The sequence below is a fragment of the Mucilaginibacter sp. 5C4 genome (genome assembly GCF_034345625.1).
In the GTDB taxonomy this organism is placed as follows: Bacteria; Bacteroidota; Bacteroidia; order Sphingobacteriales; family Sphingobacteriaceae; genus Mucilaginibacter; species Mucilaginibacter aurantiaciroseus.
Window position 1 is genome coordinate 2,816,612 of sequence record NZ_CP133775.1, and the last position, 26,472, is coordinate 2,843,083.

Sequence of the window (26,472 nt, forward strand, 5' to 3'; positions counted from 1 at the left end):
ACAATGGATATACTAAAATTTATAACCGCAGGCAGTGTAGACGATGGCAAAAGTACATTGATAGGCCGCCTGTTGTACGATAGTGAGGCTATCCTGGCCGATCAACTGGAGGCCCTTCATGCATCTAACCGTAAAAACGACGACGGCACCATAGACCTTGCCATATTGACCGACGGCCTAAAAGCCGAGCGCGAACAGGGGATTACCATTGATGTGGCCTACAAATACTTTGAGACCGATAAACGCAAATTTATTATTGCTGATGCACCCGGCCATATCCAGTACACCCGTAACATGGTTACCGGTGCAAGCAATGCAGCCTTAGCTATCATTTTGATAGATGCCCGCAAAGGGGTTATCGAACAAACTACGCGTCACTCCTTCCTGGTTTCGTTATTGCAGATCTCTAAAGTGGTGGTTGCGGTAAACAAGATGGATATGGTTGATTACAACGAAGAAGTATTCAACAACATTGTTGCCGACTTTAAAAAATTAGCCGCCAAAGTTGATCTGGATAATGTGACCTACATCCCCGTGAGCGCACTTAAGGGCGATAACATTGTTTACCAATCATCAAACATCAGCTGGTATACCGGCGACAGCTTACTGCAGCATTTAGAGAACGTGGAGATCGTTATCGACGATTCATCGGCTCATGCGCGCCTGCCGGTGCAATGGGTTATACGGCCACAAACAGACGAACTGCACGATTACCGCGGCTATGCAGGTCGCGTTTCAAGCGGCTCGTTTAAAGTGAATGATAAGGTTACGATTTTGCCATCGGGCTTCAGCTCTACCATATCAAAAATTGAGCTTTACGACAAAAATTTAGAAGAAGCTTTAGCCGGCACATCGGTAACCGTTCACCTGTCGGACAATATCGACATCAGCCGTGGCGATATTATCGTGAACAGCGCCGGGCAACCGCAGCTATCAAACGTAATTGAAGCCGACCTGTGCTGGATGGATACCCGTCCATTAGATACGACCATGACCTACCTGGTGCAGCACAATACCAAAACCATACGTTGCAAAATCCAGGAAGTGATCTACAAAGTGAACATCAACACCCTGGAAAAAGAACACGACGAAGATTTTAAACTGAACGACATTGGTCGCATCGTGATAAAAACGGCCGAGCCTTTAGCCTTTGATCCATACCAGGTAAACAAAGCAAACGGCGGTGCCATCATTATAGATAGCCGCACCAATGTAACCGTAGGCGCGCTGATGCTGCGCCAGTCGGTAGAATAAACTGAATAATTTTAACCAATTATTATATACTGTTAAGTGAGGTAAGAAAACCCTGTGCGAAGTGCAACTCGTACAGGGTTCTTGCGTTTTAGGGATGTTAGTTAACAGAGAGGAGAAAAATATTATTGGACGTCTATTAGAATTAGAAACAAAAATTAAAAGGCTATAAACTGAACCTAATATCTTATCATTTTCATGAAACCTTCTAATAAATGAGGGGCCTGTGTTTTTAACAATTCAATAATACAAGGTCGAAGCTGAGCAAATATTTCATCTGCGACTTTGTTTCCAGCGTAACTGCCAATGGTACCTAATATAAGTTTATAGACGCGTTTCTTTCCTAAAGGTTGATCTGATTTTAAAGCCTCAAAATCAGCCTTAATTTTAGCTGTAAGTTCTTCAAACTCATTGTAGAGAATTTCTTCACCAACTTTTAATTCGTCAAGTTTATAAAGAATATCATCTAGCTTATTGTTTAAATCAATAAACTCTTCGGTTGAAAATGTGTTTTTATCAAATTTATAATTAAAAGAAGATGCAAGATTATATAGAAAAAATTGCAGATCTTCTATTGTCTCGTAATAATCTTCATCACGTACCTTTACCGACCTTGCCTCGCCGATATTTGAAACAAACTTATGGGTAAACTTCTCCTTACTTTTTAATTGTACTAAGTGTAGTAATAATTCACTTAAAAGAACGAGTTTATAATCAAGTTCATCATATTCATATATTTTGCCGCGGACGATATTTTTAACAAGTTCTATGTTTTCCTCGTAACCTTTTGAGAACATATCGATGCTACCTTCGTCCAAATAGGTATTAATTATTGTTTTGGCTTCTTTTATAACGTAATTGCTCAAGCTGAAATCTGGTACAGGGATTTTTATAAATTCCATTATATAGTCTTGTTTAATCAGTATTAAAGATACTAATAATTAATTAATACTAATTTATTTAGTATTAATGTGCCCTTTGATTGGTTGGAAATTTATCCACAAAAAAAGCGGGCAGCTCGCCCGCCCGCTTTTTGAAAAACTAAATTATACCTAAAAAAACAAATAGGATCTTTGAGATAGCGTTTGGTTCATGGTTGATAGTTCATGGTAAAAATCCGTCTATGAACCATCAACTATGAACTAAAACAACTATTTGCCACCACTCAACAAACCGTCCAGCGTAACCGATGCGTAATATAAACCACCAATTGTTGGGCCGCCTGCATATTGGATGTATCTTTTATTAAATATATCTGTTGCACCAATTTTAAACGTTGCATAGTAAACCGGAACCCTGAAAGTTACCTGCGCATCAACCGTGTGGATGGCCGGTATATTACCCGTTACCAACGGGCTTTCCCAAAGGTATTTCTGCTGCCATTTGTAAACCACGTTAAAGCCTACATTTTTCACCACTTCGCGGTTACCGAACGAGAAGTTACCGCTCCACTCAGGCGTGTTGAAGCCCGTCACGAAGATATCCGAGGTTTGCGGTGCCTTCAGTTTGTTAAAGCTTACGTTGCCCGATACGGTATACCTGCGGTAAAAATTATAGCTTAACCCTGCAGATGAACCATAGTTATTGTAAACGTTTTTAGCGTTGGTATAAACCCGGTAACGGCTTTGGCCGGCGCTTGCAGCGTTATTAGCTGTAGCGGTTGTTGGGTCGCGGTTAATGTCCAGCATGGCTAATACGGCTGCGTCTGAGCCTACCGTCGAGCTGTTTGGCGTAAATACTTGCACCTGGCCTAAAAAGCCGTTATAGCGGTTGGCATAGGCATCTATATCCAAAAATACTTTGTCATCAAAGAAAATCCCTTTGTAACCAACCTCAAAAGAGGTTATCTGCTCCGGGCGGGCTTTTGGAAGATTGGCCACTTGCAGCAAACTCTTGTTTTTAAGAGCTGTCGCGTCATCGCCCGTTGTAGATTGCGATTTTACCGCGGCATTAAATGCGGTAACCGATTGTTGGGTGTAGCTATTGGTCAGGTAACCCAAGCCGTCGTTAATAAACTCTAAACTACCTACGCGTTTAACACGGCCGTTGTTTACGTATGACAAAGCCTCAAACAGCGACGGGAAACGGTAACCATTCTGGAAGGTGAACCTAAAGTTGTGGTTTTGAGTTGGCGAATAAACCGCGGCTAAACGTGGAGTAAATTTAGGGGAGAAATAAGGGTTACGGTCCCAACGGACAGAACCGAATAACTTTAACTTTTCCTCAAAAAAGGTTTTAGTAACCTGCGAGAAGGCGCCATATTTTTTATAGATAATGTTATCGCCAAAGCTGCCGTCAGGCAACACGGTATTTCTGTCGGCAATGGAACGGCTAAAGTCTACAAAGTTATTACCATCCGGGGTGATAGAATAAACACGCACATCGGCACCAACCAACAGGTCAATAAATTTTACGTGTTTGGTTAAATCCCATTGGGCTTCGGCATTGTACATTTTACTTTTTTGCACCAACGCTGCACCACCCGTTGCAGGGGCATTGGGGATCAGGCTCGACTTAAAATCCCAGTTATTGATACCAATGATAGTTTGTCGCAGATCGTTAAAGGCCTGCGTACCCGGCTCCACTCTGCCCGCATCGGCAGCAGCACGTGCGGCATCATTGGCAGCGGCAAGGTTGGCAGATGTTAAAGCACCGCCATGCGTATTGGCATAAGCCGTTAACGCATTTTTATAAGTGGTACCCCATACCGAATTACTGGCGTGGTTAAGGTCAAGATTATCGGCCAGTGGTTTTACATTGAATGATTTACCGGTGTTTTCGATAGACTCGTAAGCGCGTATCAGGAAATCGGTTCCTTTTAATTCTATTTTGTGGTTTTGTACAGATGCACCATTCAATGATATTTTATTACCGCGTTGAAAAACACCATCTATGTTGCCATAGCGGTAAGTATATGATAATTGTGTGTTAGGGGTTATTTTGTAAGCCAGTGTAGCATCCAGTTTTAGGTTGGTCACTTTAGGATCTACCAAATCAACTTCGTTATAACCGGTACGGGCAACGGTTAAGGCCGGCCTTGCCACACCATCAACCGTGATACCTTTAATAGATACCGTGTTGCTACCAGCAAGGGCGTCATCGCCATACTTGTTCCAGCCGTCATAAGCGGCATTGCTTGTGCCCGTAAGTTCCGGATATACAGGGTTAGCCGTTTTAAGGTTGCCGGGGTTTTGATCAAGGCGGGTGTTTGATTGCCAATCTGTACCGGTTAAATAACTGGCGTTCACTTTAAAGGCAAACTTGTTGTTCCAGGCTTTCGCGAAGCGGATGGCCGTTTCGTTGATGGCGCTTGGGCTAACGCCTATCCCATCCACGTGGTTTATACCGGTGCGGTGGTAAAAGCTAAGTCCCTGCGTTTTAAAGGGGTCTTTTGTAAACAAGTTTGATAAACCGTTGATAGCGTTGGTACCGTACAAGGCGGCGGCGGCGCCGGGGGTCAGCTCTATGCTCGCAATATCCAGTTCGGTGGGCCCAATGGCATTACCAAGCGGTACACCAAGCGTTGCCGACTGCATATCCACACCGTCTGCAAGCTGCATAAACCTAAAGTTGTTGGGGCTGTTAAAGCCGCGGGTGTTTGGCACTTTAAGTGTGATACTGGTGGTGGTCATCTGCACACCTTTAACATTCTCAAGCGCGTCATAAAAGCTGGGGCCGGGCGATTGCTTAAGTGCGGTTATGCTCAATTTTTCAATAGCCACAGGTGAGCGTAAGAGTTTTTCTTCCCTGCGGGATGCTGTAACTACCACCTCATTTATTAATAGTGCCTGTGTAGATAGCTGCACATTTACCGAACTGTTGGCGTTGCGGATCACAAATTCTTGTGTTTGGAAACCCACCCCGGTAAATACAAGTGTAAAAGGCAGCCTTGCATTTGTTTGCAGGGTAAATTTACCGGTAGTATCTGTTGCGGTACGGTTCTGGGTACCTTTTATGGTTACGGTTATGCCTATTAATGGTTGGCCGTGGTCGTCGTTTACTTTACCGCTAAGGGCGTAATTACCATTCAGTTGGGCCGAAGCCAAACCCGGGACAAGGGCTAAAAAGAGCACAAAAAGTTTAAAGAAAGTTCTAAAAGATTTCATTGAAAGAAGATTGAAAGAAAATTGTGAATAAGCTTGTTACGTGTCGTTATCCGGGCGGATTTAACAACAACAGCATGCAGTTAGGCGCTGCATTGATGGCATTAAAACTGATGTAGAAGCAATTAAATAATACATTATCTATAGAATAAGTAGACAAATGTATCAAATCTTTTACAACGTCCAAAAAAATTCGTGCTATTTTGTAAATAATATTTAGATAAACGGCTTAAAAGCCGCCATTTACACAAGAAAATCGTATTATTGTCGACCAAACTGCTATACATTAAATGTCATTCAACTACCGCCGCGTTATTGTCAAAATAGGTTCAAACGTTATAACCCGTGCCGACGGCCTCCCCGATGTGGAACGTATTGCACATTTGGTTGACCAGATTGCGGCTATTAAAAGGCAGGGAATAGAGGTAATATTGGTATCATCCGGCGCGGTAGCATCCGGCAGGAGTTTGATCTCAGTTTCCGAAAAATCCGACGCGGTGGCTATCCGCCAGTTGCTGGCATCCATAGGGCAGGTAAAATTGATCAATACGTATTCTAACCTATTCGAGAAGTTCGACATCCTTTGTTCGCAGGTATTGGTTACTAAAGAAGATTTCCGAGACAGGCTTCATTATTTGAACATGCGCAACTGTTTGGAGATTTTGCTGCAGCACCAGGTTATCCCCGTAATAAACGAGAATGATGTGGTATCGGTTACCGAACTGATGTTTACCGATAATGATGAACTGGCGGGGTTGATAGCATCTATGCTGAACGCGCAGGCTTTAATAGTTTTAAGCAATGTGGATGGCATCTACACCGGCGACCCAAAACTGGAAACTTCATCGGTAATTGAGGAAGTAAGCGACGCAGGATTAGATTTTGCATCTTTCGTAAGTTCGGGCCGGTCGCAATTTGGCCGTGGGGGGATGATCACCAAATCCACTATCGCGCAAAAAACAGCTAAGCTGGGTATTGCAGTACACATCGCCAACGGCACTAAAGAAAATATCCTAACGGATGTACTTGCTAATAAAACCATCCATACCCGCTTTACCCCTACCAAAAAAGCATCGGGCAAAAAGAAATGGATAGCCTATTCAGAAACTGCCGCCACCGGTGTGGTACAGGTGAACGAGGGTGCCAAAACGGTACTGGTATCTAACAAGGCATCAAGCCTATTGCCGGTGGGCATTATTAGTATTGTATCAGATTTTAAAAAGGGCGAGATCATCAAGATAGTAGACGAACACAATAAAACCATAGGCCTTGGCCTTGCCGAGTACGGCTCTGAAAAAGCCCGTGAATTAATAGGCCAAAAGAACCAAAAAGCACTGGTACATTACGATTACCTTTATTTGCAGGGATAACATGAGCTACAAACACTACTTCGAGAACGCGCTGATTGCCGGCAGAAATGCCGCCATGGCCCCTGATGTAATAAATAAGGTATTGCTTGATGTTGCCAAAGCGGCTATCGACCAAACGGATTACCTGCTCCAGGAAAACCAAAAAGACCTGGCCCGCATGGACAGCGCCGACTCAAAATACGACCGCCTTACCCTTACCGCCGACAGGATAAAAGCTATTGCAGACGACATCGAGAACATTGCGGGATTGGATAGTCCGTTAGGAAAAGTATTGTCTGATAAAACCCTGCCGAATGGCTTGCAGATAAAAAAGGTGCGCGTACCGCTTGGTGTGGTGGGTGTAATTTACGAAGCACGGCCAAATGTTACGTTTGATGTATTTGCCTTATGTTTTAAAACCGGCAACATCAGCATTTTAAAAGGTGGCAGCGACGCAGATAACTCTAACCGGGCCATTATGAAAGTGATCCACGGGGTTTTATCGGCACATCAAATCGATAATAATTTCGCTACCCTGCTACCTGTAGAACGCGAAGCCACCGAAGCTTTGCTAAACGCGGTTGGTTATGTAGATGTATTGATCCCAAGAGGCAGCCAAAGCCTGATAAATTACGTACGCGAAAGCAGCAAAGTGCCCGTGATAGAAACCGGCGCAGGCATTGTACACACCTACTTCGATGAAACCGGCGACCTGGAGAAAGCCATCGCCATTATTGATAATGCCAAAACTCGCCGTGTAAGTGTCTGCAATGCGCTGGATTGCCTCATCATCAACAGCAAACGCCTTGGCGACCTGGTACACATCACCGAGCCACTTGCCGCCAAGCAGGTGCAGCTTTATGCCGATAAAAAAGCCTTCGAGGTATTGAATGGCCTTTACCCTGCCGAACTTTTGGAAGAAGCCAAACCCGAGCATTTTGGTACAGAATTTTTGTCGATGAAGATGGCTATCAAAACTGTTAGTAACCTCCAGCAGGCTTTGGAACATATCGCTATTAACAGCTCTAAACACAGCGAGGCCATTATATCTGAGGATGAACTGAATATCGAAACTTTCCTGAACCGTGTTGATGCCGCCGCGGTGTATGTAAACGCTTCCACCGCCTTTACCGATGGCGCCCAGTTTGGCCTCGGTGCAGAAATTGGCATCAGTACCCAAAAGCTCCACGCCCGCGGCCCAATGGGGCTGGAAGAGCTAACGAGTTATAAATGGATTATTAAAGGGAATGGGCAGGTGAGGAAGGGGTAAAATATCGAACACTGAATTTCAAATATAGAATATCGAAGTGCCTGGCATTTCTTACTTCATCATTCGACGTTCATCATTCATCATTCGATATTCCATCCCCAACTCATTTTACCCTCCCCTGACCCAAGCTATAAACACCATAAAGGGTAAAACCATATCTTTGCAGCCAATATGAGTAAGCACGGTAGGATCTTAGTGGCAATGAGTGGTGGCGTTGATAGTTCTGTAGCGGCAGTGATGCTGCATGAACAGGGCTACGAAGTTATTGGCCTTACCATGAAAACCTGGGACTACGCCGCAAGCGGTGGCAGCTCTAAAGAAACCGGCTGCTGCAGTCTAGATAGCATCAATGATGCGCGTGCCTTGGCCGTTGGCTATGGTTTCCCGCATTACATATTGGATATCCGCAACGAGTTTGGCGATTTTGTGATCGATAACTTTGTTGACGAATACCTTGCCGGCCGTACCCCTAACCCATGCGTGCTGTGCAACACCCACATTAAATGGGAAGCCCTTTTAAAACGTGCCGATAAACTGGATTGTGAATTTATAGCAACAGGCCACTATGCCAACATCCGCGAGCAGGATAACGGCCGTTACGTAATATCAAAAGGTAAAGACGAAAATAAAGACCAATCATACGTGCTTTGGGGCGTGTCGCAGCAAAACCTTGCGCGTACCAAATTCCCTTTGGGCAGTTTCTCTAAGCCGGAGATCAGACAGATGGCCGTTGATATGGGCCAGCTGGAACTGGCAGGCAAAAGCGAAAGCTACGAAATCTGCTTTGTGCCGGATAATGATTACCGCGCATTCCTGCGTCATAAAGTTGAAGACCTCGACGTGCGTGTTGGCCCAGGTAATTTTATTTTAACTAACGGAACTGTTGTTGGTAAACACTTGGGGTATCCTTATTATACCATAGGCCAGCGTAAAGGCCTGGGTATTGCTTTGGGTGTGCCGATGTTCGTGACTAAAATTCAGCCGGAAACTAATACGGTTGTTTTGGGTACCATAGAAGAACTGGAAAAGAAAGAAGCTTGGGTACGTAACCTTAACCTGGTTAAATACGAAAGCATAAAAGAACCTATCGATGCCGTTACCAAGATCCGTTACAAGGATACAGGTACCGAAAGCAAGATCGTACAAATTGGCGACCACATGAAAGTATCTTTCGACCACATGGTATCGGGCATCGCGCCGGGCCAGTCGGCAGTATTTTATGAAGGCAACGACTTGTTGGGCGGAGGGTTTTTGATATAGAATTATTGTAAAAGATTGCTTTGTCATTGCGAGGTACGAAGCAATCTCTTTGCTCTACAGAGCGGCTCTGCCTATGTAGAGATTGCTTCGTACCTCGCAATGACGGGTATTTTTTAAATAGCAGATAGTCCACATTAAAACATTTTCACCACTACTTTATTTACTACAATAATTCCATCACAAAAAAACAAATTTGCGTTTCTAACGCATTTTATGTTTTCTTTGCAAAAAAACACCCGCTTAAATGGCTAAAAATTTACTCATAGTTGAATCACCGGCGAAAGCCAAAACCATTGAAGGTTACCTGGGCAAGGACTTTACCGTAAAATCAAGTTACGGCCATATCCGCGACCTAGTGAAGTCTGAAGATGCCATTGATATCAACAACAACTTCAGTCAGCGATACGAAGTACCTGCCGATAAGAAGCAGATAGTGAGCGAATTAAAGAAATTAGCTAAAGAGGCAGACATTGTATGGCTCGCGTCCGATGAGGACCGCGAGGGAGAGGCCATATCATGGCATTTGTTTGAAACTTTAGGATTAAAAGAGCCCGATACCCGCCGTATTGTTTTCCATGAGATCACAAAACCGGCTATTATGAAGGCCATTGAAAATCCTCGTAAAATAGATTATAACCTGGTAAATGCCCAACAAGCTCGCCGCGTTTTAGACCGTTTGGTAGGTTTTGAGCTTTCGCCCGTGTTATGGAAAAAGGTTAAACCGTCACTTTCCGCCGGCCGTGTACAGTCGGTAGCCGTAAGGTTGATTGTTGACCGCGAACGCGAGGTAAATAAATTTACTGCCGAGGCCGCTTTTAAAATTGTAGCCCTATTTGGTAAAGGCCGTGATGCTTTTAAAGCTGAACTGCCCGAGCGTTTTACCAAGCAGGAAAATGCAGAGAAGTTTTTACAGGATTGTATCCAGGCCATCTTCGAGATTAAATCTTTAGAGACCAGGCCAACCAAACGTTCACCTGCCGCGCCATTCACTACATCTACCCTACAACAGGAAGCCAGCCGTAAGTTGGGTTATTCTGTGGCGCGTACGATGCAGGTTGCACAACGTTTATACGAATCTGGTTACATTACCTATATGCGTACCGATTCAGTAAACCTGAGCGATACCGCTTTGAACGCCGCGCAACAGGAGATCACATCTGCTTATGGTGATAAATACCATCAGCACCGTAAATATAAAACTAAGAACGCCAGCGCACAGGAGGCTCACGAGGCCATCCGCCCTACGTACTTTAATAACCATACTATTGACGGTGAAAGTAACGAGAAGCGCCTATATGAGCTGATCTGGAAACGTGCCATAGCATCGCAAATGAGCGAAGCACAGTTTGAAAAAACCGTTGCCAAGATCAGTATCTCAACCAGGAACGAAGACCTGGTTGCTAATGGTGAAGTAATGAAGTTTGATGGATTCCTGAAAGTTTACCTGGAAAGCAGCGACGAAGACGAAGACAACCAAACAGCAGATGGCGAGAACGCCATATTGCCACCACTAACCAAAGGCCAGAAACTGGATCTGCAGGAACTATCGGCTACCGAAAGATATTCGCGCCCCCCTGCACGTTACACCGAGGCAAGTTTGGTGAAAAAATTAGAAGAATTAGGTATAGGCCGACCGTCGACCTACGCCCCTACCATATCTACCATACAAAACCGCGGTTACGTAGTTAAGGAAGAACGTGAAGGCCGTCAGCGTAACTTCCGTGTGTTGACGCTTAAAGGCGATAACATCAGTAAGGAAACTAAAACGGAAAATACCGGTGCCGAGCGTAATAAACTGTTCCCTACCGATATTGGCGCAGTAGTGAACGACTTTTTGGTACAACATTTTAAAGGTATTGTTGATTTTAACTTTACCGCCGGTGTTGAGAAACAATTTGATGAGATTGCCCAGGGATTACAGGACTGGACAAAAATGATCCGTACGTTTTATGACCCGTTCCACAAGGATGTACAAAACACCATTGAAACGGCAGATAAAGCCACCGGCGAACGCGAATTAGGCGTACACCCCGAGAGTGGCAAAAAAATGTCGGTACGGATTGGCCGTTACGGCCCGTTTGTGCAGGTTGGCGAAAACCCAAGCGACGAGAGTGAAGAAAAACCTTTGTACGCGAGCTTGCGCACAGGTCAAAGTATAGAAACCATCAGCCTCGAAGAAGCGCTTGAACTTTTCAAGTTACCAAAGATACTGGGCGATTACGAAGGCAAAGTGATGAAGGTAGCTATAGGCCGTTTTGGCCCGTACATTAGCCATAACAGCGCGTTTGTATCGGTACCGAAAGAAATCGACCCGCTTGACGTTACCGAAGAGCAGGCTATTGAACTGATAGAAGCCAAACGTAAAAAAGATGCCGAAAGGTTGATTAAGTCGTTCCCTGAGGATGAAACCGTAAAAGTTTTGAATGGGCGTTGGGGCCCATATATTGAATTTGGCAAACTAAACGTTAAAATACCTAAAGACATTACCGACCCAACCACGCTTACCTATGAGCAGTGCAAGGCTTTGGCCGATGCCATGCCTAAGGAGGCTAAAAAGGGGCGTTTCGGTAAAGCTGCGCCGGCTGCTAAGCCCGCGGCTAAAAAAGCACCGGCCAAGAAAAAAGCTGTAGCTAAGAAAAAATAAGTAATTGGTTGATTGAGTGAGTGGAAAGTGGTTAGATATTTAAGAACTATTCACAACTCACTTAATCAACCACTCACCATAATACAAAATGATAAAAGATCTTCCTCCTAACGTGGTAAAAGATATAGCGGTTGCTGTTGCCCTTGAAGGCGAAAATCCTGAAAGTAAGATCTGGTATGTGTACCTTATTAATCTTAAAAAGGTGCCGTTAGAGAATGTGCTAATAACCTCGAAAGGTTATGGCGAAAAGGATGGCGAACTGGTTAAAACTTCTGTACTCCGCCATTCGTTCACACTTGTAGAAGCCAACTCTTTTAAACTTATCGAACCGATAGACGAACAGACTTTTGGACTAAACAATGAGTACTGGTTAAGCTATTATATCGGCCGCGAGATCTTCGACAAAAAGTTCATCTTTTTGCCGGAAAGTATTGTAGATGATAACTTTATTAAATTACCAGTGGTGAACAAACCAGGAGTAATGATCCTTTAATTATTCAGATCGTGCAGTTGATGTACGGATGATTTTAAGTCGCTGTACAGCTTTTTATATATCGGGAAGATCTTACTGTAGATAGCATGCGCTTCTGCGTTAGGTTCAATCTCTACCCTATCCTGCGCCTCTTTATTTATAACAGGGTTTATGTCAATCCCCAAAGCCTCCATCGCTAAATAAATCGCCCCTACGGATGATGAATCTCCGCCTTGTAGCAGCACTAGTTTTTTACCGGTAATATCTGCCAGTATCTGCACCCAGGTTGCCGATGTGATAAATCCACCACCTATCACGATCTCTTTAATGGGCTCTTCCGGGTTTTCAACCGCGTCAAGCACATCATTCAGTGCTAAGCAGACACCTTCTAAGGCAGCCCTTAAAAAGTGTTGCTGCTGATGCTTAAAGTTAATATTTATGAACGCCCCCGAGCTTTTGGCATCCCAAACAGGTGCACGTTCGCCATACAGGTAGGGTAAAAAGACCAGCCCCTCGCTGCCGGGCTTTACAGTATCGATAGTTTTGAAAAGGTATTTATAGTTCTCATCAGATACATGCTCCAGTTTCAGGAAATCTTTCAGTAGCCAGTCTACCGCCCCCCCTCCGTTGTTGACCGCACCACCGCAGATGAAGGTATCGGCGTTAAGCAGGTAATTAAAGGTCATCGCCTCGTAATTATAAACCGGGGCCTTGCTACCCACCCTAACCGCACCGCTGGTACCAATAGTTAACGCCCCTATCCCGGGCCTAACGGCATTGCCACCAAGGTTTGCACAGCAACCATCGCTGGCGCCGATAATAAACGCGGTCTGAGTATCGATGCCCGGGAGAATATCTACGGTAGCAACATATCGTTTATGATCTGTATTAACAGGCGTTGATAGTTTAGCAGAACTGATGCCGGCCAAATCAAGGGCTTTATCGTACCATTTCAATTGCAGCACATCAAACATCCCCATGGCGGATGCTATGGAGTAATCTACTTCAAAAACATCAAATAATTTGAACCAAACGTATTCTTTTATGGATATAAACTTAAAAGCCTTGTTAAAAAATTCTTTGTCATTTTCGCGTAACCACATCAATTTGCACAATGGCGACATGGCGTAAATAGCTGTACCAGTATGCTTATACAAGTCCTCACCATCAGCACTGTCCCGTATCTTTTGCGCTATGTCCCCACTACGCGCATCAGACCATAGCATGGCATCGGTCAGGGCATTTCCCTGCTCATCAACAGGCATAATGCTGTGCATAGCACTACTAAAACTTACAGCGGCAGGCGGCGCGTTTAAGTTGGTGGTTATTTTGCTGATGCAATTGATAAAAGCTCGCCAGATGAGGTCGGGGTTTTGCTCGCTGTAGCCGGGTTGTGGGTTGCTTGTTGGGTAGTAACTTTGGGCAGTAGCAAGTGTGTTACCAAGGGCATCCATAGCTACTGCTTTGCTACTACCTGTGCCTAAATCTATCCCAACAAAATATTTTTGCATAACCTTGAAACCTATTTAAAACTGGTGCGTAAACATAACGGAAGATATTGGAAAATTAATCCACATTGGCAGTATTTGTCAACAAATACTACCCGAATTGGGGAAATTAATTCGGTATCAATTTTTTTACCCTACTTTTAAATAAAAATCTGATTCAATAAAATCAACGTAGTTAGCTGTTATATAAATATTTGATCCGTTTTACAACTGCAAGGGGTATAATTGGCATGATATTTTTTAGTGTATTTTAATATTAAAATGTCATATTTATAACCGAAACCACGATTAATCGGCATGAAAAAAACTTTACTGATTGTTGATGACGATTTGAGTATTTTAAAATTGCTCAACTTTATATTGTCTAAAGATTACGATATTGTTGTTAAAAACAACGGTATTGAAGCCTTTAGCTGGTTGGAAGATGGCAACATGCCCAAACTCATAATTTCTGATCTGCAGATGCCATATTTTGACGGACAATCTTTCCTGAAAAATGTTAAAATAAGCGGTTTTTACCGCGATATTCCTGTTATTATGCTTTCGGCAGCCCATGACCTTGACGAGCAGGTTGCCAACATGCCATTTAAGGTTGATGCTTACATGCACAAGCCCTTTAACCCTACCAGCCTAAAAACCGCTATTAATCAAGCCCTAAAAGTTTATGACGAACAAGACAGCAACTGATTGGAACGAAAATTCTCATTCCCAGATCAGGATTGCATACGCCGGTTTGGAATTAAAGGACTTGATTGCTAATGACCTGGCAAACTTTTCGATTGCTTTTAACGACACCCTCCAGGATCTTGAGAATTACATGGGCGACCAATCTATATTAACCATCCCCGATATTATTTTGGTAGAGGTTGATAAGGACGAGCAATGCTTTGAACTGGTTAACCGCCTTCGTCAAAACTTTTTGATGAACGGTTTGATCATCGTAATGCTATCTACCCGTAAGGATAAAAAATTGGTGCAAAAAGCGATGCAAATGAAACTGCATGATTTTTACACCTACCCTTTCGCTACATCAGACCTTCGCGAACGCCTAAACTTCCTGGTAAAGTTTAAGCTGATAAAACCACGCTTGCAAGAGTTATCTATAAAAGTTGATACCACCTATAAGATGCCATTTGGCAAGCGCTTTCTTGACCTTGCCATGGCGGGCGGCATGTTCGTTTGCCTTATCCCGGTTATGGCAGCCGTTGCTATCGCGATAAAGCTCGATTCGAAAGGGCCCGTATTTTATAAGAGCAAACGTGTGGGTACCGGCTATAAGATCTTCGATTTTTATAAATTTCGCAGTATGCGTACTGATGCCGACCAACTTTTAGCGCAAATGGCTGTTACAGATAACCAGTATGCAGCAGAAGAAGAAGGTGCATCAAAATCGGCGTTCGTAAAAATCAAGAACGACCCGCGCATAACCAAATTGGGTAGTTTCTTAAGAAGTAGTAGTTTAGATGAATTGCCACAGTTGTTTAACATTATCAGGGGCGATATGTCGGTAGTGGGTAACAGGCCTTTACCAGTTTACGAAGCCGAGATGCTAACATCAAACGAATGGTCGATGCGCTTTTTAGGCCCTGCAGGTTTAACAGGTTTGTGGCAGATAAGCAAACGCGGAAAAGAAGATATGAGTGAGCGGGAGCGTAAAAAACTTGATAATTTTTACGCTCAAAAGTACTCGTTATGGCTCGATTTAAAGATCATTGTAGGCACGGTGCCTGCCTTGTTCCAAAAAGAGAAAGTTTAATAAACATCAACACTACCTTGAAAAAACTACAAATATTAATACTCCTCTTACTCAGCACAGTTGCTCTGCACGCACAGGAAAGCTTTGTTAATGAGATAAACTACCCATACCTTGATAAGCTTATTGCCACCGCAAAAAAGAACTACCCCGAGGTAAAAGTACGCCAGGCACAAATAGCCGCTGCCAAGGCAAGCCTTACACAATCAAAGGTATTATGGCTGGATGCGATAACAGCATCGTACATTTATAGTCCAAAAAATTCATTGAATGTTGTAAACCCAACATTTTTCAATGGTTACCAGATAGGTATTTCGGTGAATATTGGCCAGTTGTTATCTAAACCTTTTGCTACACGTGTGGCAAAGGAGAATGTAAACATCGCCGTGTACCAGCAGCAAACCTATAACCTAACTGTTGAGGCTACAGTAAAACGCCTTTACTTCCAATATCTTGAAGCACAGGCAGATCTTCGCAACCGTTCAAGGGCGGTTACCGATGGCGAAATTGCAGTTAAACAATTAAAATACACGTTTCAGAAAGGTGAGACCACCTTTCATGATTATAACGAATCTTTAACAAGTTTATACAATCAAAATTCATTCAAAGTACAAAGCGAACTGTTAATGCTAACGGCTAAAGCCAATCTTGAAGAAATTTTGGGTGTTAAATTAGAAGAGGTTAAATAGGGCATGGAGTTAGGGAACTTTTTTAAACTTTTATGGAAGCACAAGAACCTGCTGATCATTATTCCGCTGGTTACAATCATCGTCTCTTATTTCCTGGTCAAAAACCTGGCAGATAAATACGTATCAACGGCGCAAATAGCCACGGGTATTGTAGATCAATCGCGCCACCTGCTTGATGCTGACCCTACCGGCGCTACTAAAGAGCAATCGATAGCCCACGAGTTTAGCAACCTGATAGAGATAATGAAACTTAAAACCCTCATTAACCAGGTATCTTACAAACTTATCATCCACGATTTTACTGATAGCGTACCTTTTAAACCGCATAGCAAGTTATTTAACAGCATGAACCCTGCTGCGCGTGCACATGCTGTAGAACTGTTCACCAATAAGTTTAAAACCATGCAGCCCTTATCCTACTACAATAAGGATGAAGAAGGTTTGAATGAACTACTGCGTTCGATGAAGTATGATGAGCGATCTTTACGTAAGGACCTCAATATGGTACGTGCCGAGGATAGCGACTTTATAACAGTAAGCTATGAATCTGATAATCCTCAGTTATCGGCATTTATTGTAAATTTGCTATGTACACAATTTATAGATTATTATACCAACACCGTTAGAAAAAACGAAACGGACGCGGTTAATTACCTGGCCAAATTGCTGGATGAAAAACGCGACACGTTAAACAAAAAAACGGCCGAACTAAAGGATTATAAGATCAAAAACGGCATTCTGAACCTCGAGGAGCAGTCAAAATCACTTTTCGACCAGATCATTGTTTATAACGACCGTAAACAGCAGGCCGAAAAAGATGTAGCCTCTTACAACGGTGCTATCCAAAAGATAAACAACAGGTTTAAGCCCGGCGATCGCCAATACATAGAAGCTACCATAAGCAAGTATAACCAGGATGTATTAAACTCGCAAGATCAGCTTCATATACTTACTGACAGATATGTGCGTAGCGGCTTTAACCCTAAACTTAAACTAGGTATCGATTCGTTATCTAACAAGCTTTCAGCCCAAATAAACCAAACGTCGGATAAATACATTGTAAACCCTTTAACTGCAAAGGACGATCTTGTTAAACAAAAGCTTACGCTTGAAGTAACCCGTGATCTGGCTAAATACAGCATACAATCTATAAATCAAGCGGTAAACGAGCTTAACACAAGGTTTAATCGCCTTGTACCGTTTGATGCTACGGTAAAAACCTACAATTTTGATATTGATATAGCCAGTAAGGAATACCTGGACGTACTGAATAAGTATAACCAAACCAACCTACGGTCTACCTTCTCTATAAGGTTGCGCCTTGCAGAATCTGCCACTCCGGATGCTGCCGAGCCATCTAAAAAAATGTTGCTTATCATCCTGAGTGGTGTTATTGCATTCGCATTCTGTGTGATCATCTTATTCGGGATCTTCTTTATGGATGATACCATTAAAGAGCCGGGCGACCTTGTTAAAAGCACCAACCTGCCGCTATTGGGCCACCTGAATACCGTAATGGGTTCGCTTGATCTAAAGAAACTTTGGGATGTGGAGCACCGCGATAAAATGCGCTTATTTAAAGAACTTATCCGCTCTATTCGTTTTGAGGTTGATCAGGAACTGCGCGGCGAAAAAGTATTAGGCGTAACCAGCCTTGCCAACCACGAGGGTAAAACGGTTTTGGCTATCAGTCTGGCTTACTCTTACTCCATGATCAATAAAAAGGTATTATTGATTGATGGTAACTTTGATAACCCAACCATCAGCACTACGGTTAGTCCGCGGGTATACCTGGAAGATTACTTTAAGAACAACCCCGATAATTACGAAAGCTTTAGCAATACCACCAATGTAATGGGCAACAATGGCGGCGATGTTACCCTGCTTGAAATTAGCGACGAAAACTTCATCCGTAGCAAGTTTAACGAGTTGAAGATGAAGTATGATATTATCATTATCGAGACGCCGCCGCTGTCATCACTTAATAAATCAAAAGAATGGTTGTTGTTTGCCAACAAAGTAGTAGCTGTATACGGGGCTAATAAAGGTATTGCCAAATGGCAAAAAGATGATGTAAATTACCTTCGTAACCTGAATGGTAAATTTGCCGGCTGGGTGTTAAATAAAACCGACCCTATAAAGGACAGGTTTTAATAATAAACCCGGCAAAACTTGCCCCTGTAAACCTTTAATTCATTTTACTAATGAGAAAAAAATCGACAGAAAAAAAGGGCGACGTTTTTGAAGACCTTACCCCTCTCGAACAAAAATCGCGCAAGGCAGCCATAGCATTTGCTTTTGTTAGTGTGTTTGTTTGGGCTGCTAAAATTTTATTCTTCTAACCAAAAGCATCAAAATGCTTCATAACCAGGCACAAAATAACTTTATCTTAAACTTTTCCCGCAAGCTATTGTCGGGCCAGGTATCTACGTTAAAGCTTATTCTGATATTGTTGCCTGTGGCAATTGTTATAGCTGTAGCCATTTCCATGTTCGGCATATTGGCTGCCGGTGCTTTGTTAGCTGTATTTATAGGCATACCTGTGGTATTGGGGATTGTGGCCTATCCCATATTTGGTATTGCGATGCTTATGGTGGTATCGTTCTTCCTAAATTACGTATCAGAGTTTTTACCACCCGATACCCCTACCGGCATACTGCTTGATGCCATCACTTACCTGCTTATCTTCGGCTTCCTGCTTAAATTTAAATACGATAAGGATTGGTCGTACTTTAAAAACCCAATCAGTTACCTCATACTGGCCTGGCTGGCGTACAACTTTATAGAAGTGCTTAATCCTGCTTCACCATCAATACTGGCTTGGGTGTATACCGTGCGTACCGTTGGGTTTATTATGCTGATGTACTTTATTTTTGTGTACCAGGTGCGTACCATGGCGCAAATTAAATTCCTGGTGAAGCTGTGGTTGTGGCTTGCATTCCTGTCGGCTATCTCAGGTTTTCAACAGGAGAATTTCGGCCTTTTCCCGTTCGAGAAGGCCTGGTATTATTCAGACCCGTTACGTTTGAGTTTCCTTTACATTAACGGCCACCTGCGTAAGGTTGCTATCTTCCCGGACCCGGTTACGTTCTCGTACAATATGGTGGTTGCGGCAGTTTTGTGTATGTGCATCATCTTCACCAAAATAAAAATGTACAAGAAGGTGCTGCTTGCCTGCGCCATTCCATTCTTCTTTTTGGTGATGCTGTACTCGGGTACTCGTGGCGCATTCGTGTTGCCCCCGGCCGCTTTGGCAATGCTTGCTGTTATCAACTTTAATAAAAAGATATTGATGTTTGTTGTGGGCGCGGCTGTAGTATTGTTGGGGCTGATATTTATGCCCACTTCCAACCAGTTCATCAAACGTTTTCAAACGGCCTTTAAACCATCAGACGATGCCTCGTTTAACGTACGTGCCGAAAACCAGAAGCGCATTAAACCGTATATACTTTCTCACCCTATTGGGGGCGGTTTAGGGTCGGTGGGGATCTGGGGAAGGCGTTTTGCGCCAAACTCGTTCCTGGCAAAGTTCCCGCCCGATAGTGGTTACGTGCGCGTCGCGGTAGAGATGGGTTATGTGGGTTTGATACTTTTTTGCTTTCTGATGTTTGTGATCTTAAAAACGGGGATCAATAATTATTATCTCATCAAAAATCCCGAACTTAAAATTTACTGTTTGGCCATGATATTGATCATATTTGTATTTAATATTGGTAATTATCCGCAGCAGGCATTAGTGCAATACCCGTCAAACATTTTATTTTATCTTGCATGTGCATTACTAAGCGTTATCTTACGGATAGACAAGCAGGAGCAGAAAGAACAAGCAGATAAACAACGCGCCGAATTAAGCGCCTGAAAATATTATAGATGTCGTTACTAACAGTAGTAAAATCAAACCCACGTTTAAAAAGTTTTGTACATTGGATGATCGTGCAATCGAGGCGTTCTGCGCCAAGGTTGTGGGTAAAATGGTTTGTTAACCCGTTTATTCATACGCGTGGTAAAAGATCGATAGTTAGTTTTTATTCCCGATTGGATATTTTTCCTTTTAACCATTTTAAGCTTGGCGCATACAGCGTTATAGAAGATTTTGCCGTAATAAACAACGGTGTTGGCGATATCATTATTGGCGAACATACCGGCATCGGCCTTAGCAATATTTTAATAGGCCCGGTAACTTTAGGCAATTACGTTACTTTGGCTCAGCACATCGTACTATCGGGGCTTAACCATGGTTTTGAGGATGTTACAGTGTCAACCCGCCTTCAAAAAGTGGTCACCAAACAAATTACAGTTTGCGACGATGTTTGGATAGGCGCCAACAGCGTTATTACCGCCGGCGTAACTATTGGTAAGCACTCGGTAATAGGCGCGGGCAGTGTGGTTACCAAGGATATACCCGAATATTGTGTGGCTGTGGGCAACCCGGCAAAAGTTATAAAAAAATATAATTTTGAAACTGCTACTTGGGACCGTGTTTAGCCGTATAAAGCAATATGCCCAACTTAAAAAAACTTGTAAATAAGCATACCATATCTTTAGCGACAAGTGCGGCCATGCCTGTTATAGGAATGCTTGTGCTCTCGTTAATGGCGCATAACCTACCTGCGGCCGATTTTGGTAATTACATATTCCTGCTAATCACCATCTTACTGGCAGATACTTTCAGGAATGGCTTTGTACAAACCTCCCTCATTAAATTTTACGCGGGTACCAGCAAAAAAAAGGGTTTTGAAGTAGCAGGCTCGGCCTGGTACGTGGGCTTGATGCAGGCGGGTATTTTTGTAGCGATTGATGCCATAGTTTACCTTGTTTATCGGAGCAAAAGTATAGATGCCGAAACCACCATACAATGGTTTGGCATTATTTATATGACAACACTCCCTGCCGCCATTGCCTCGTACATTTTACAGGCCGAAGAAAAGTTTGGCCGCATGCTCATCTTACAGGTAATTAACCAAGGGCTGTTCCTTGTGCTGATACTCACACTAATTTTCCTGCATAAGCTATCATTCCAAACAGCGGTTTACGCCTATTTCGCGGGTAGCGCAGTAACATCATTGTTCACCATCTTTAATGGTTGGTCCAAGATCCGTACCCTAAAATATCGAACCAAAGAAACCGTAAGCAAACTTGCCCACTTTGGAAAATTTAGCGTGGGGACATCTATCAGTTCGTACTTATTACGCAGCTCAGATACATTCATTATTAAAATAATGTTTAACCCGGCGTTGCTGGCGGTTTACTACATCCCGCAACGTTTAATGGAGATCTTTGAGATACCTATGCGTGCAGGTGTTGCTACCGCGATGCCCGAGTTATCTGCGGCGGTACACAAAGGCAGTGAAGTTGAGGTAGCCAGAATTATGAAACGTTACGCAGGTATGCTTACGGTTATTCTTATTCCGGTTTCTGTTATTGCTTTTTTATTAGGAGGCTTTGTAATAGACATATTATTTGGTAAGCAATATCGAGACACCGAAGCTGTAAACATCTTCCGCCTGTTTATGTGTTATGTTATGCTGATGCCTATTGACAGGTTTTTTGGGATCACACTGGATATCATCAATAAACCACATTTAAATATGCTGAAAGTTATCTTAATGCTTATTGTAAACGTAGTTGGCGATTTTGTGGGTATTTTTATATTCCATAGCCTTTATGCCGTTGCTATCGCATCACTATTTACTTTCTTATCGGGGGCGATATTTGGTTACTGGGCGTTAAAAAAATATTTACATTTCACCATTAGGGATATATTCAGTTTAGGTTATGCCGAATTAAAAAGCATTGTGAGCCATTTACTGGAAAAAACTAAAACAGAAAAGGCAGAAGTTTAATTATCATTAAAACAGCATGGGTATCATCGCATTTATTCTTTCGCTAATTTTTACACTCATATTTATTTACCTGGGTGTTTACAGTATGTACTTGTTTGTATTTTCGGTTTTAGGGAAACTGGTCAAACAGCGAACCCCTCCTGCCGCTACATCATTCAGCAAATTCGTTATTTATATTTGCGCTTATAAAGAAGATGCTATTATCCTGAGTTCAGCTGCGCAGGCCTTGACTATCGATTACCCAAAAGATAAATTCCACGTTTGCGTTATTGCCGATTCGATGCAACCTGAAACCATCGACCAGCTAAAAACGATGCCTTTACAAGTAGTCGAGGTTGTGTTCGAAAGCAGTACCAAATCTAAAGCTCTGCACGCGGCCATAGCTGCCACGCACGAGGACTTTGATGCCGCCGTAGTATTCGATATAGACAACGTTGCCGCACCCGACTACCTGCACCAGATAAACAATTACCTGCACAATGGTAACCGCGTTATACAAGGCCATCGCGTAGCAAAAAATACTGAAACCCCTGTTGCCATATTGGATGCCATTAGCGAAGAGATCAACAACCATATCTTCCGCAAGGCGCAGCAGGTGTTCAAATTATCGGCAGCCATTATAGGCTCTGGTATGGTGCTGGAGTATAAATTATTTAAGGAAACCATGGCGCAAATTGATGCCGTTGGTGGTTTTGATAAAGAAATGGGCCTTGTGCTTACCCGCCAAAAGATCCACGTTGCTTATGCCGACAAGGCCTTTGTTTACGATGAAAAAGTAAGCAACCCCGAGGTGTTCAAAAAACAACGCCGCCGCTGGTTATCTGCCCAGTTTAACTTGCTTAAAACTTATGGACTAACAGGCTTTACGGAACTATTCGCCCGTGGCAATTTCGACTACTTTAATGAGATATATCAAACCGCCATCCTGCCCCGCATATTAATGTTGGGGTTAATGCCGTTCATGCTATTGGTATCGTTATTAACGCCGGGTATCGGCCCAAACTGGCAAATGTGGCTTACCGCAACAGCTTTGTGTTACATTGGTATATTAGTTGCAGTACCTGGTCAGTTCTTTAACAGTAAATTGCTTGGCGCGGTGCTTAAAATACCGTTGATATTTTTCGCGATGCTGGCCTTGCTGTTCAAATTAAAGGGTGCGAACAAGAAATTTATTCACACCCCGCATAATCCGGGCACAAATTAATTACGTAAGTGTACACGGGTTGCGGAAATAGCAGTATAAAAACGGGAAATTTGCTGCCCGATGCGTTAATTTTAACTAATAGATTTATAAATTCAGTTCCGGGGTTTTAATAAATATGGAAGTAGTATTGAATAATACAACAGTAGATTACCCAAAAGAGAAGCCGCTTCACAGCCTTATCGAGGATAGTGCTGCAAAGCATCCGGATAACGTTGCGTTAAGGTTTCATGATACCTCGCTTACCTATACCCAACTTAATAATACTGCCAACCAGCTGGCTCAGGAACTAATTAATAAAGGCGTTAAAATCGGCGACATCATCGGTATTGCGCTTGACCGTTCAACCGAATTGGTTATTGCACTTTTAGCCGTATTAAAAAGCGGCGTTGCATACGTACCGCTTGATCCTGAGTACCCGAAAGACCGCATCGAGTTTATGCTCGATGACTCAGCAGCAACTATATTAATTACATCCACAAAACACAAAGGCCACTTCGCATCAAACACCACCGAGGTTTTAATTGAAGAGGCACTGTCCGCATCAAAAAACCATCCGGTTGAAAATCCAACAGTAGCTGTTACCGGCCAAAACCTGGCTTACGTGCTGTACACATCAGGCTCTACTGGTAAGCCAAAGGGAGTGCAAATAGCGCATCATAGTTTGGTGAACCTGATGTACAGTTTCCAAAAAACACCGGGCATCACATCAAAAGACATCACATTGGCTGTTGCAACCATTTCGTTTGATATTGCAGGTATAGATATTTACCTGCCTTTATGTAGCGGCGCGCAGATCATCATGGCCGATTCTATTACTGCAAAGGATGGTCGTGCTTTACTGGATATCGTTCGCAACGAAGGCGTTACCATTCTGCAGGCCACTCCTTATACCTGGCGCATGATGCTGGAGGTTGGCTGGACGGAACCACTACCATTGAAAGTATTTTGTGGTGGCGAAGCATTAGCGAAGGACCTGGCCGAAAAGCTGATCCCGCTTTGTAAAGAACTTTGGAACCTTTATGGCCCTACTGAAACTACCATCTACTCCGTAATCAAACACGTTACCGACCCTAATGATATTACCATTGGCTGGCCTGTTAATAATACGCAGATCTACATCCTTGATGAGAAAAAGAACAATCTTACCAATGGCGAAATTGGCGAGATCTTTATTGGTGGCGTGGGCGTAGCATGGGGCTATTTAAACCGCCCCGAATTGACCGCGGAACGCTTTATAAACAACCCCTTTTCGCCCGGTGAAAGCATTTACCGCACCGGTGATTTGGCCAAACTAAAACCCGATGGCGACATCCTATATCTTGGCCGGATAGACCACCAGGTGAAGGTTCGTGGTTACCGTATTGAGCTTGGCGAAATAGAACACAACCTTGGAAAACAGGAAGGCATTAAACAAGCCATTGTTGTTGCCCGCGAAGACACCCCGGGTATCCCCCGCTTGGTGGCTTACATAGTTTTAGAATCGGGCCAAACCGGCATCCCCGAAAAAAGCATCCTTAATAAATGGGACGATGCCTTGCTTGCCGTATTACCTGAGTATATGATGCCCGATGATTATGTGCTGATGGATGTTATCCCATCTACACCAAATGGTAAAATAGACCGCAAAGCCCTGCCAAAGCCAGATTACAGCCATATAAACCGTTCCGATAAATATGTTGCCCCGCGTACCAGTAACGAAAAACTGGTTACTGATATTTGGGAAGAACTAATGGGGCTTAACAAAATAAGCATCTTCGATAATTTCTTCCAGTTAGGTGGCCGCTCGCTAATTGCCGTTAAAATAATGGCCCGTTTAGAGCATGAAACCGGCAAACGCTTACCCCTGGCTACCTTATTTGAATATTCGACCGTTGAAAAACTGGCCGCCCGTTTAGAGATCGATGCCGAGGCTATTACCTGGGATTCGTTAGTCCCGATAAAGCCACAAGGCAACAAAATGCCGCTGTACATAGTACATGGTGCAGGCTTAAATGTGCTTTTATTCAACGCGCTTGCCATGAATATGGACGATGAGCAACCTGTTTACGGCCTACAGGCAAAAGGTTTAAATGGCGTTGATGAACCGCTTGATGTGATGGAAGAGATCGCTGCCAATTATGTGGAAGAGATCATCAACCATGACCCGGTTGGCCCTTATGCAGTCGCGGGATACTCTTTAGGCGGATTGATAGCCTATGAGATGGCCAAGCAAATGCTGGCTATGGGTAAAGAATTGAAGATGCTGGCCATGTTTGATACCTACGCGGATCAAACCCAAAAATTCCACTCGCCGTTAAGGCGTGCCATTGATAACGGCTGGCTGTTTATCAAACAGGTGGCTTATACCCCTGTACTATTTTTACAAGACCCAAAACGCACCGTTGAATATAAAAGCCGCGAGGTTGGACGCCGGGTCCAAAAGATCTTCAAGAAGATCTTCCCCGACAAAATTAAGAAAAAAGAAGGATTTTCAGCCTACACTGATGATATCCACGACAGGAGCCTTACCGCGCAAAAGAATTACCTTTTAGAGCCGGTAGATGTAACCATTGAGCTTTTCCGGGCCAAAAAGAAAACCTTTTACATGAATGATTTTAAATTTTTAGGCTGGAAACCATTCGCCCTAAAAGGAGTAAACGTTCACGACATTCCCGGCGAACACAATACCGTCTTCGCCCCACCAAATGATAAGCAATTCGCCAAGGTTTTGCAGGAATGTTTGGATAAAGCTAACCGGGATTAAGGGGATTTGAAGGATTAAATGGATTTTCTTTGCCATACAATTAGTTGCAGGATTATGAGCCCGTTGAACGGAACGATTACCTCAAAATGCGGCATAGCATAACACACAGGTAGCACTGTAACTGATAAAGCACTAACTTAAACAGGGAGTTACCAAGTCGCGCTTTTCTTTGGTTACCTTCTTTTGAGAGAAAAGAACGGCTAAGCCCTCTTGAGTGCCAAAATAAAATTAAACAGATTACGAAAAACGTGACATCCACTAACGATTGATATTGCTCACTACCACACCTAACGAAGAATTGGTACACGGTTATATGCTTCACTATCGTTACCCATTACAAATTCAAGGCGCAATAACGTGAGCAAATATATTTTCCCGGATAT

At 43.2% G+C, this 26,472-nt stretch carries 19 protein-coding genes; 16 read left to right on the forward strand and 3 right to left on the reverse strand.

The features are described 5' to 3' along the window. Positions 1 to 3: 3 nt before the first annotated feature. Positions 4 to 1,254 carry a sulfate adenylyltransferase subunit 1 gene (locus RHM67_RS13300; RefSeq protein ID WP_322227261.1) on the forward strand — a complete coding sequence of 417 codons (1,251 nt, stop codon included), beginning with the start codon at positions 4 to 6 and terminating at the stop codon, positions 1,252 to 1,254. A gap of 176 nt (positions 1,255 to 1,430) precedes the next feature. Here RHM67_RS13300 and RHM67_RS13305 read toward each other — a convergent pair whose 3' ends face one another. Together RHM67_RS13305 and RHM67_RS13310 are read right to left on the reverse strand one after the other, a co-directional pair. After that, positions 1,431 to 2,153: a hypothetical protein gene (locus RHM67_RS13305; protein WP_322227262.1), complete on the reverse strand. Its 723-nt coding sequence runs from the start codon at positions 2,151 to 2,153 to the stop codon at positions 1,431 to 1,433. 249 nt (positions 2,154 to 2,402) lie between these two features. Then, positions 2,403 to 5,357 carry a TonB-dependent receptor gene (locus RHM67_RS13310; protein ID WP_322227263.1) on the reverse strand — a complete coding sequence of 985 codons (2,955 nt, stop codon included), beginning with the start codon at positions 5,355 to 5,357 and terminating at the stop codon, positions 2,403 to 2,405. A gap of 287 nt (positions 5,358 to 5,644) precedes the next feature. On the opposite strand from RHM67_RS13310, the gene proB reads away from it, so the two are divergent. The 5 genes from proB to RHM67_RS13335 all read left to right on the forward strand — a co-directional run bounded on the left by proB (position 5,645) and on the right by RHM67_RS13335 (position 12,370). After that, complete coding sequence (gene proB / locus RHM67_RS13315; protein ID WP_322227264.1) at positions 5,645 to 6,724, forward strand: glutamate 5-kinase; 1,080 nt, start codon at positions 5,645 to 5,647, stop codon at positions 6,722 to 6,724. A gap of 1 nt (position 6,725) precedes the next feature. Continuing rightward, positions 6,726 to 7,973: a glutamate-5-semialdehyde dehydrogenase gene (locus tag RHM67_RS13320; RefSeq protein ID WP_322227266.1), complete on the forward strand. Its 1,248-nt coding sequence runs from the start codon at positions 6,726 to 6,728 to the stop codon at positions 7,971 to 7,973. Between the two features lie 171 nt (positions 7,974 to 8,144). After that, positions 8,145 to 9,233 (forward strand): tRNA 2-thiouridine(34) synthase MnmA, encoded by a 1,089-nt coding sequence (mnmA, locus tag RHM67_RS13325; protein WP_322227267.1) that lies wholly within the window; start codon positions 8,145 to 8,147, stop codon positions 9,231 to 9,233. 244 nt (positions 9,234 to 9,477) lie between these two features. After that, complete coding sequence (gene topA / locus RHM67_RS13330; RefSeq protein WP_322227268.1) at positions 9,478 to 11,877, forward strand: type I DNA topoisomerase; 2,400 nt, start codon at positions 9,478 to 9,480, stop codon at positions 11,875 to 11,877. Positions 11,878 to 11,965: 88 nt separating this feature from the next. After that, a complete protein-coding gene (locus RHM67_RS13335; RefSeq protein ID WP_322227269.1) occupies positions 11,966 to 12,370 on the forward strand; it encodes a hypothetical protein in 405 nt (134 codons plus the stop codon). On the opposite strand, the gene RHM67_RS13340 is transcribed toward RHM67_RS13335, so the two are convergent. After that, positions 12,367 to 13,860 (reverse strand): gluconokinase, encoded by a 1,494-nt coding sequence (locus RHM67_RS13340; RefSeq protein WP_322227271.1) that lies wholly within the window; start codon positions 13,858 to 13,860, stop codon positions 12,367 to 12,369. The genes RHM67_RS13335 and RHM67_RS13340 overlap by 4 nt on opposite strands. 294 nt (positions 13,861 to 14,154) lie before the next feature. Here RHM67_RS13340 and RHM67_RS13345 point away from each other — a divergent pair, with 294 nt between their 5' ends. From RHM67_RS13345 to RHM67_RS13390, 10 genes are all read left to right on the forward strand, one after another. Next, the gene (locus RHM67_RS13345) at positions 14,155 to 14,544 is read left to right on the forward strand and encodes a response regulator (protein WP_322227272.1); all 390 of its coding nucleotides are present in this window, start codon (positions 14,155 to 14,157) and stop codon (positions 14,542 to 14,544) included. Continuing rightward, complete coding sequence (locus RHM67_RS13350; protein ID WP_322227274.1) at positions 14,522 to 15,613, forward strand: sugar transferase; 1,092 nt, start codon at positions 14,522 to 14,524, stop codon at positions 15,611 to 15,613. The genes RHM67_RS13345 and RHM67_RS13350 overlap by 23 nt, the downstream gene beginning before the upstream one ends. A 17-nt stretch (positions 15,614 to 15,630) precedes the next feature. Then, positions 15,631 to 16,299: a TolC family protein gene (locus RHM67_RS13355; protein ID WP_322227275.1), complete on the forward strand. Its 669-nt coding sequence runs from the start codon at positions 15,631 to 15,633 to the stop codon at positions 16,297 to 16,299. 3 nt (positions 16,300 to 16,302) lie between these two features. Next, positions 16,303 to 18,453: an exopolysaccharide transport family protein gene (locus tag RHM67_RS13360; RefSeq protein ID WP_322227276.1), complete on the forward strand. Its 2,151-nt coding sequence runs from the start codon at positions 16,303 to 16,305 to the stop codon at positions 18,451 to 18,453. 50 nt (positions 18,454 to 18,503) lie between these two features. Then, on the forward strand, positions 18,504 to 18,641 hold the full coding sequence (locus tag RHM67_RS13365) for a hypothetical protein (protein WP_322227277.1): 138 nt from the start codon (positions 18,504 to 18,506) through the stop codon (positions 18,639 to 18,641). A 14-nt stretch (positions 18,642 to 18,655) separates the two neighbouring features. Then, entirely contained in the window at positions 18,656 to 20,158 is a 1,503-nt protein-coding gene (locus RHM67_RS13370) for an O-antigen ligase family protein (RefSeq protein WP_322227278.1), read from the forward strand. 11 nt (positions 20,159 to 20,169) lie between these two features. Beyond that, positions 20,170 to 20,784, forward strand: coding sequence for an acyltransferase (locus RHM67_RS13375; RefSeq protein WP_322227279.1), 615 nt, complete (start codon positions 20,170 to 20,172; stop codon positions 20,782 to 20,784). A gap of 14 nt (positions 20,785 to 20,798) precedes the next feature. Further along, positions 20,799 to 22,142: an oligosaccharide flippase family protein gene (locus tag RHM67_RS13380; protein ID WP_322227280.1), complete on the forward strand. Its 1,344-nt coding sequence runs from the start codon at positions 20,799 to 20,801 to the stop codon at positions 22,140 to 22,142. A gap of 16 nt (positions 22,143 to 22,158) precedes the next feature. Continuing rightward, positions 22,159 to 23,346, forward strand: a complete 1,188-nt coding sequence (locus tag RHM67_RS13385; protein ID WP_322227281.1) for a glycosyltransferase family 2 protein — start codon at positions 22,159 to 22,161, stop codon at positions 23,344 to 23,346. 115 nt (positions 23,347 to 23,461) lie between these two features. After that, the gene (locus RHM67_RS13390) at positions 23,462 to 26,089 is read left to right on the forward strand and encodes an amino acid adenylation domain-containing protein (RefSeq protein ID WP_322227282.1); all 2,628 of its coding nucleotides are present in this window, start codon (positions 23,462 to 23,464) and stop codon (positions 26,087 to 26,089) included. The last annotated feature ends 383 nt before the right edge of the window (positions 26,090 to 26,472 follow it).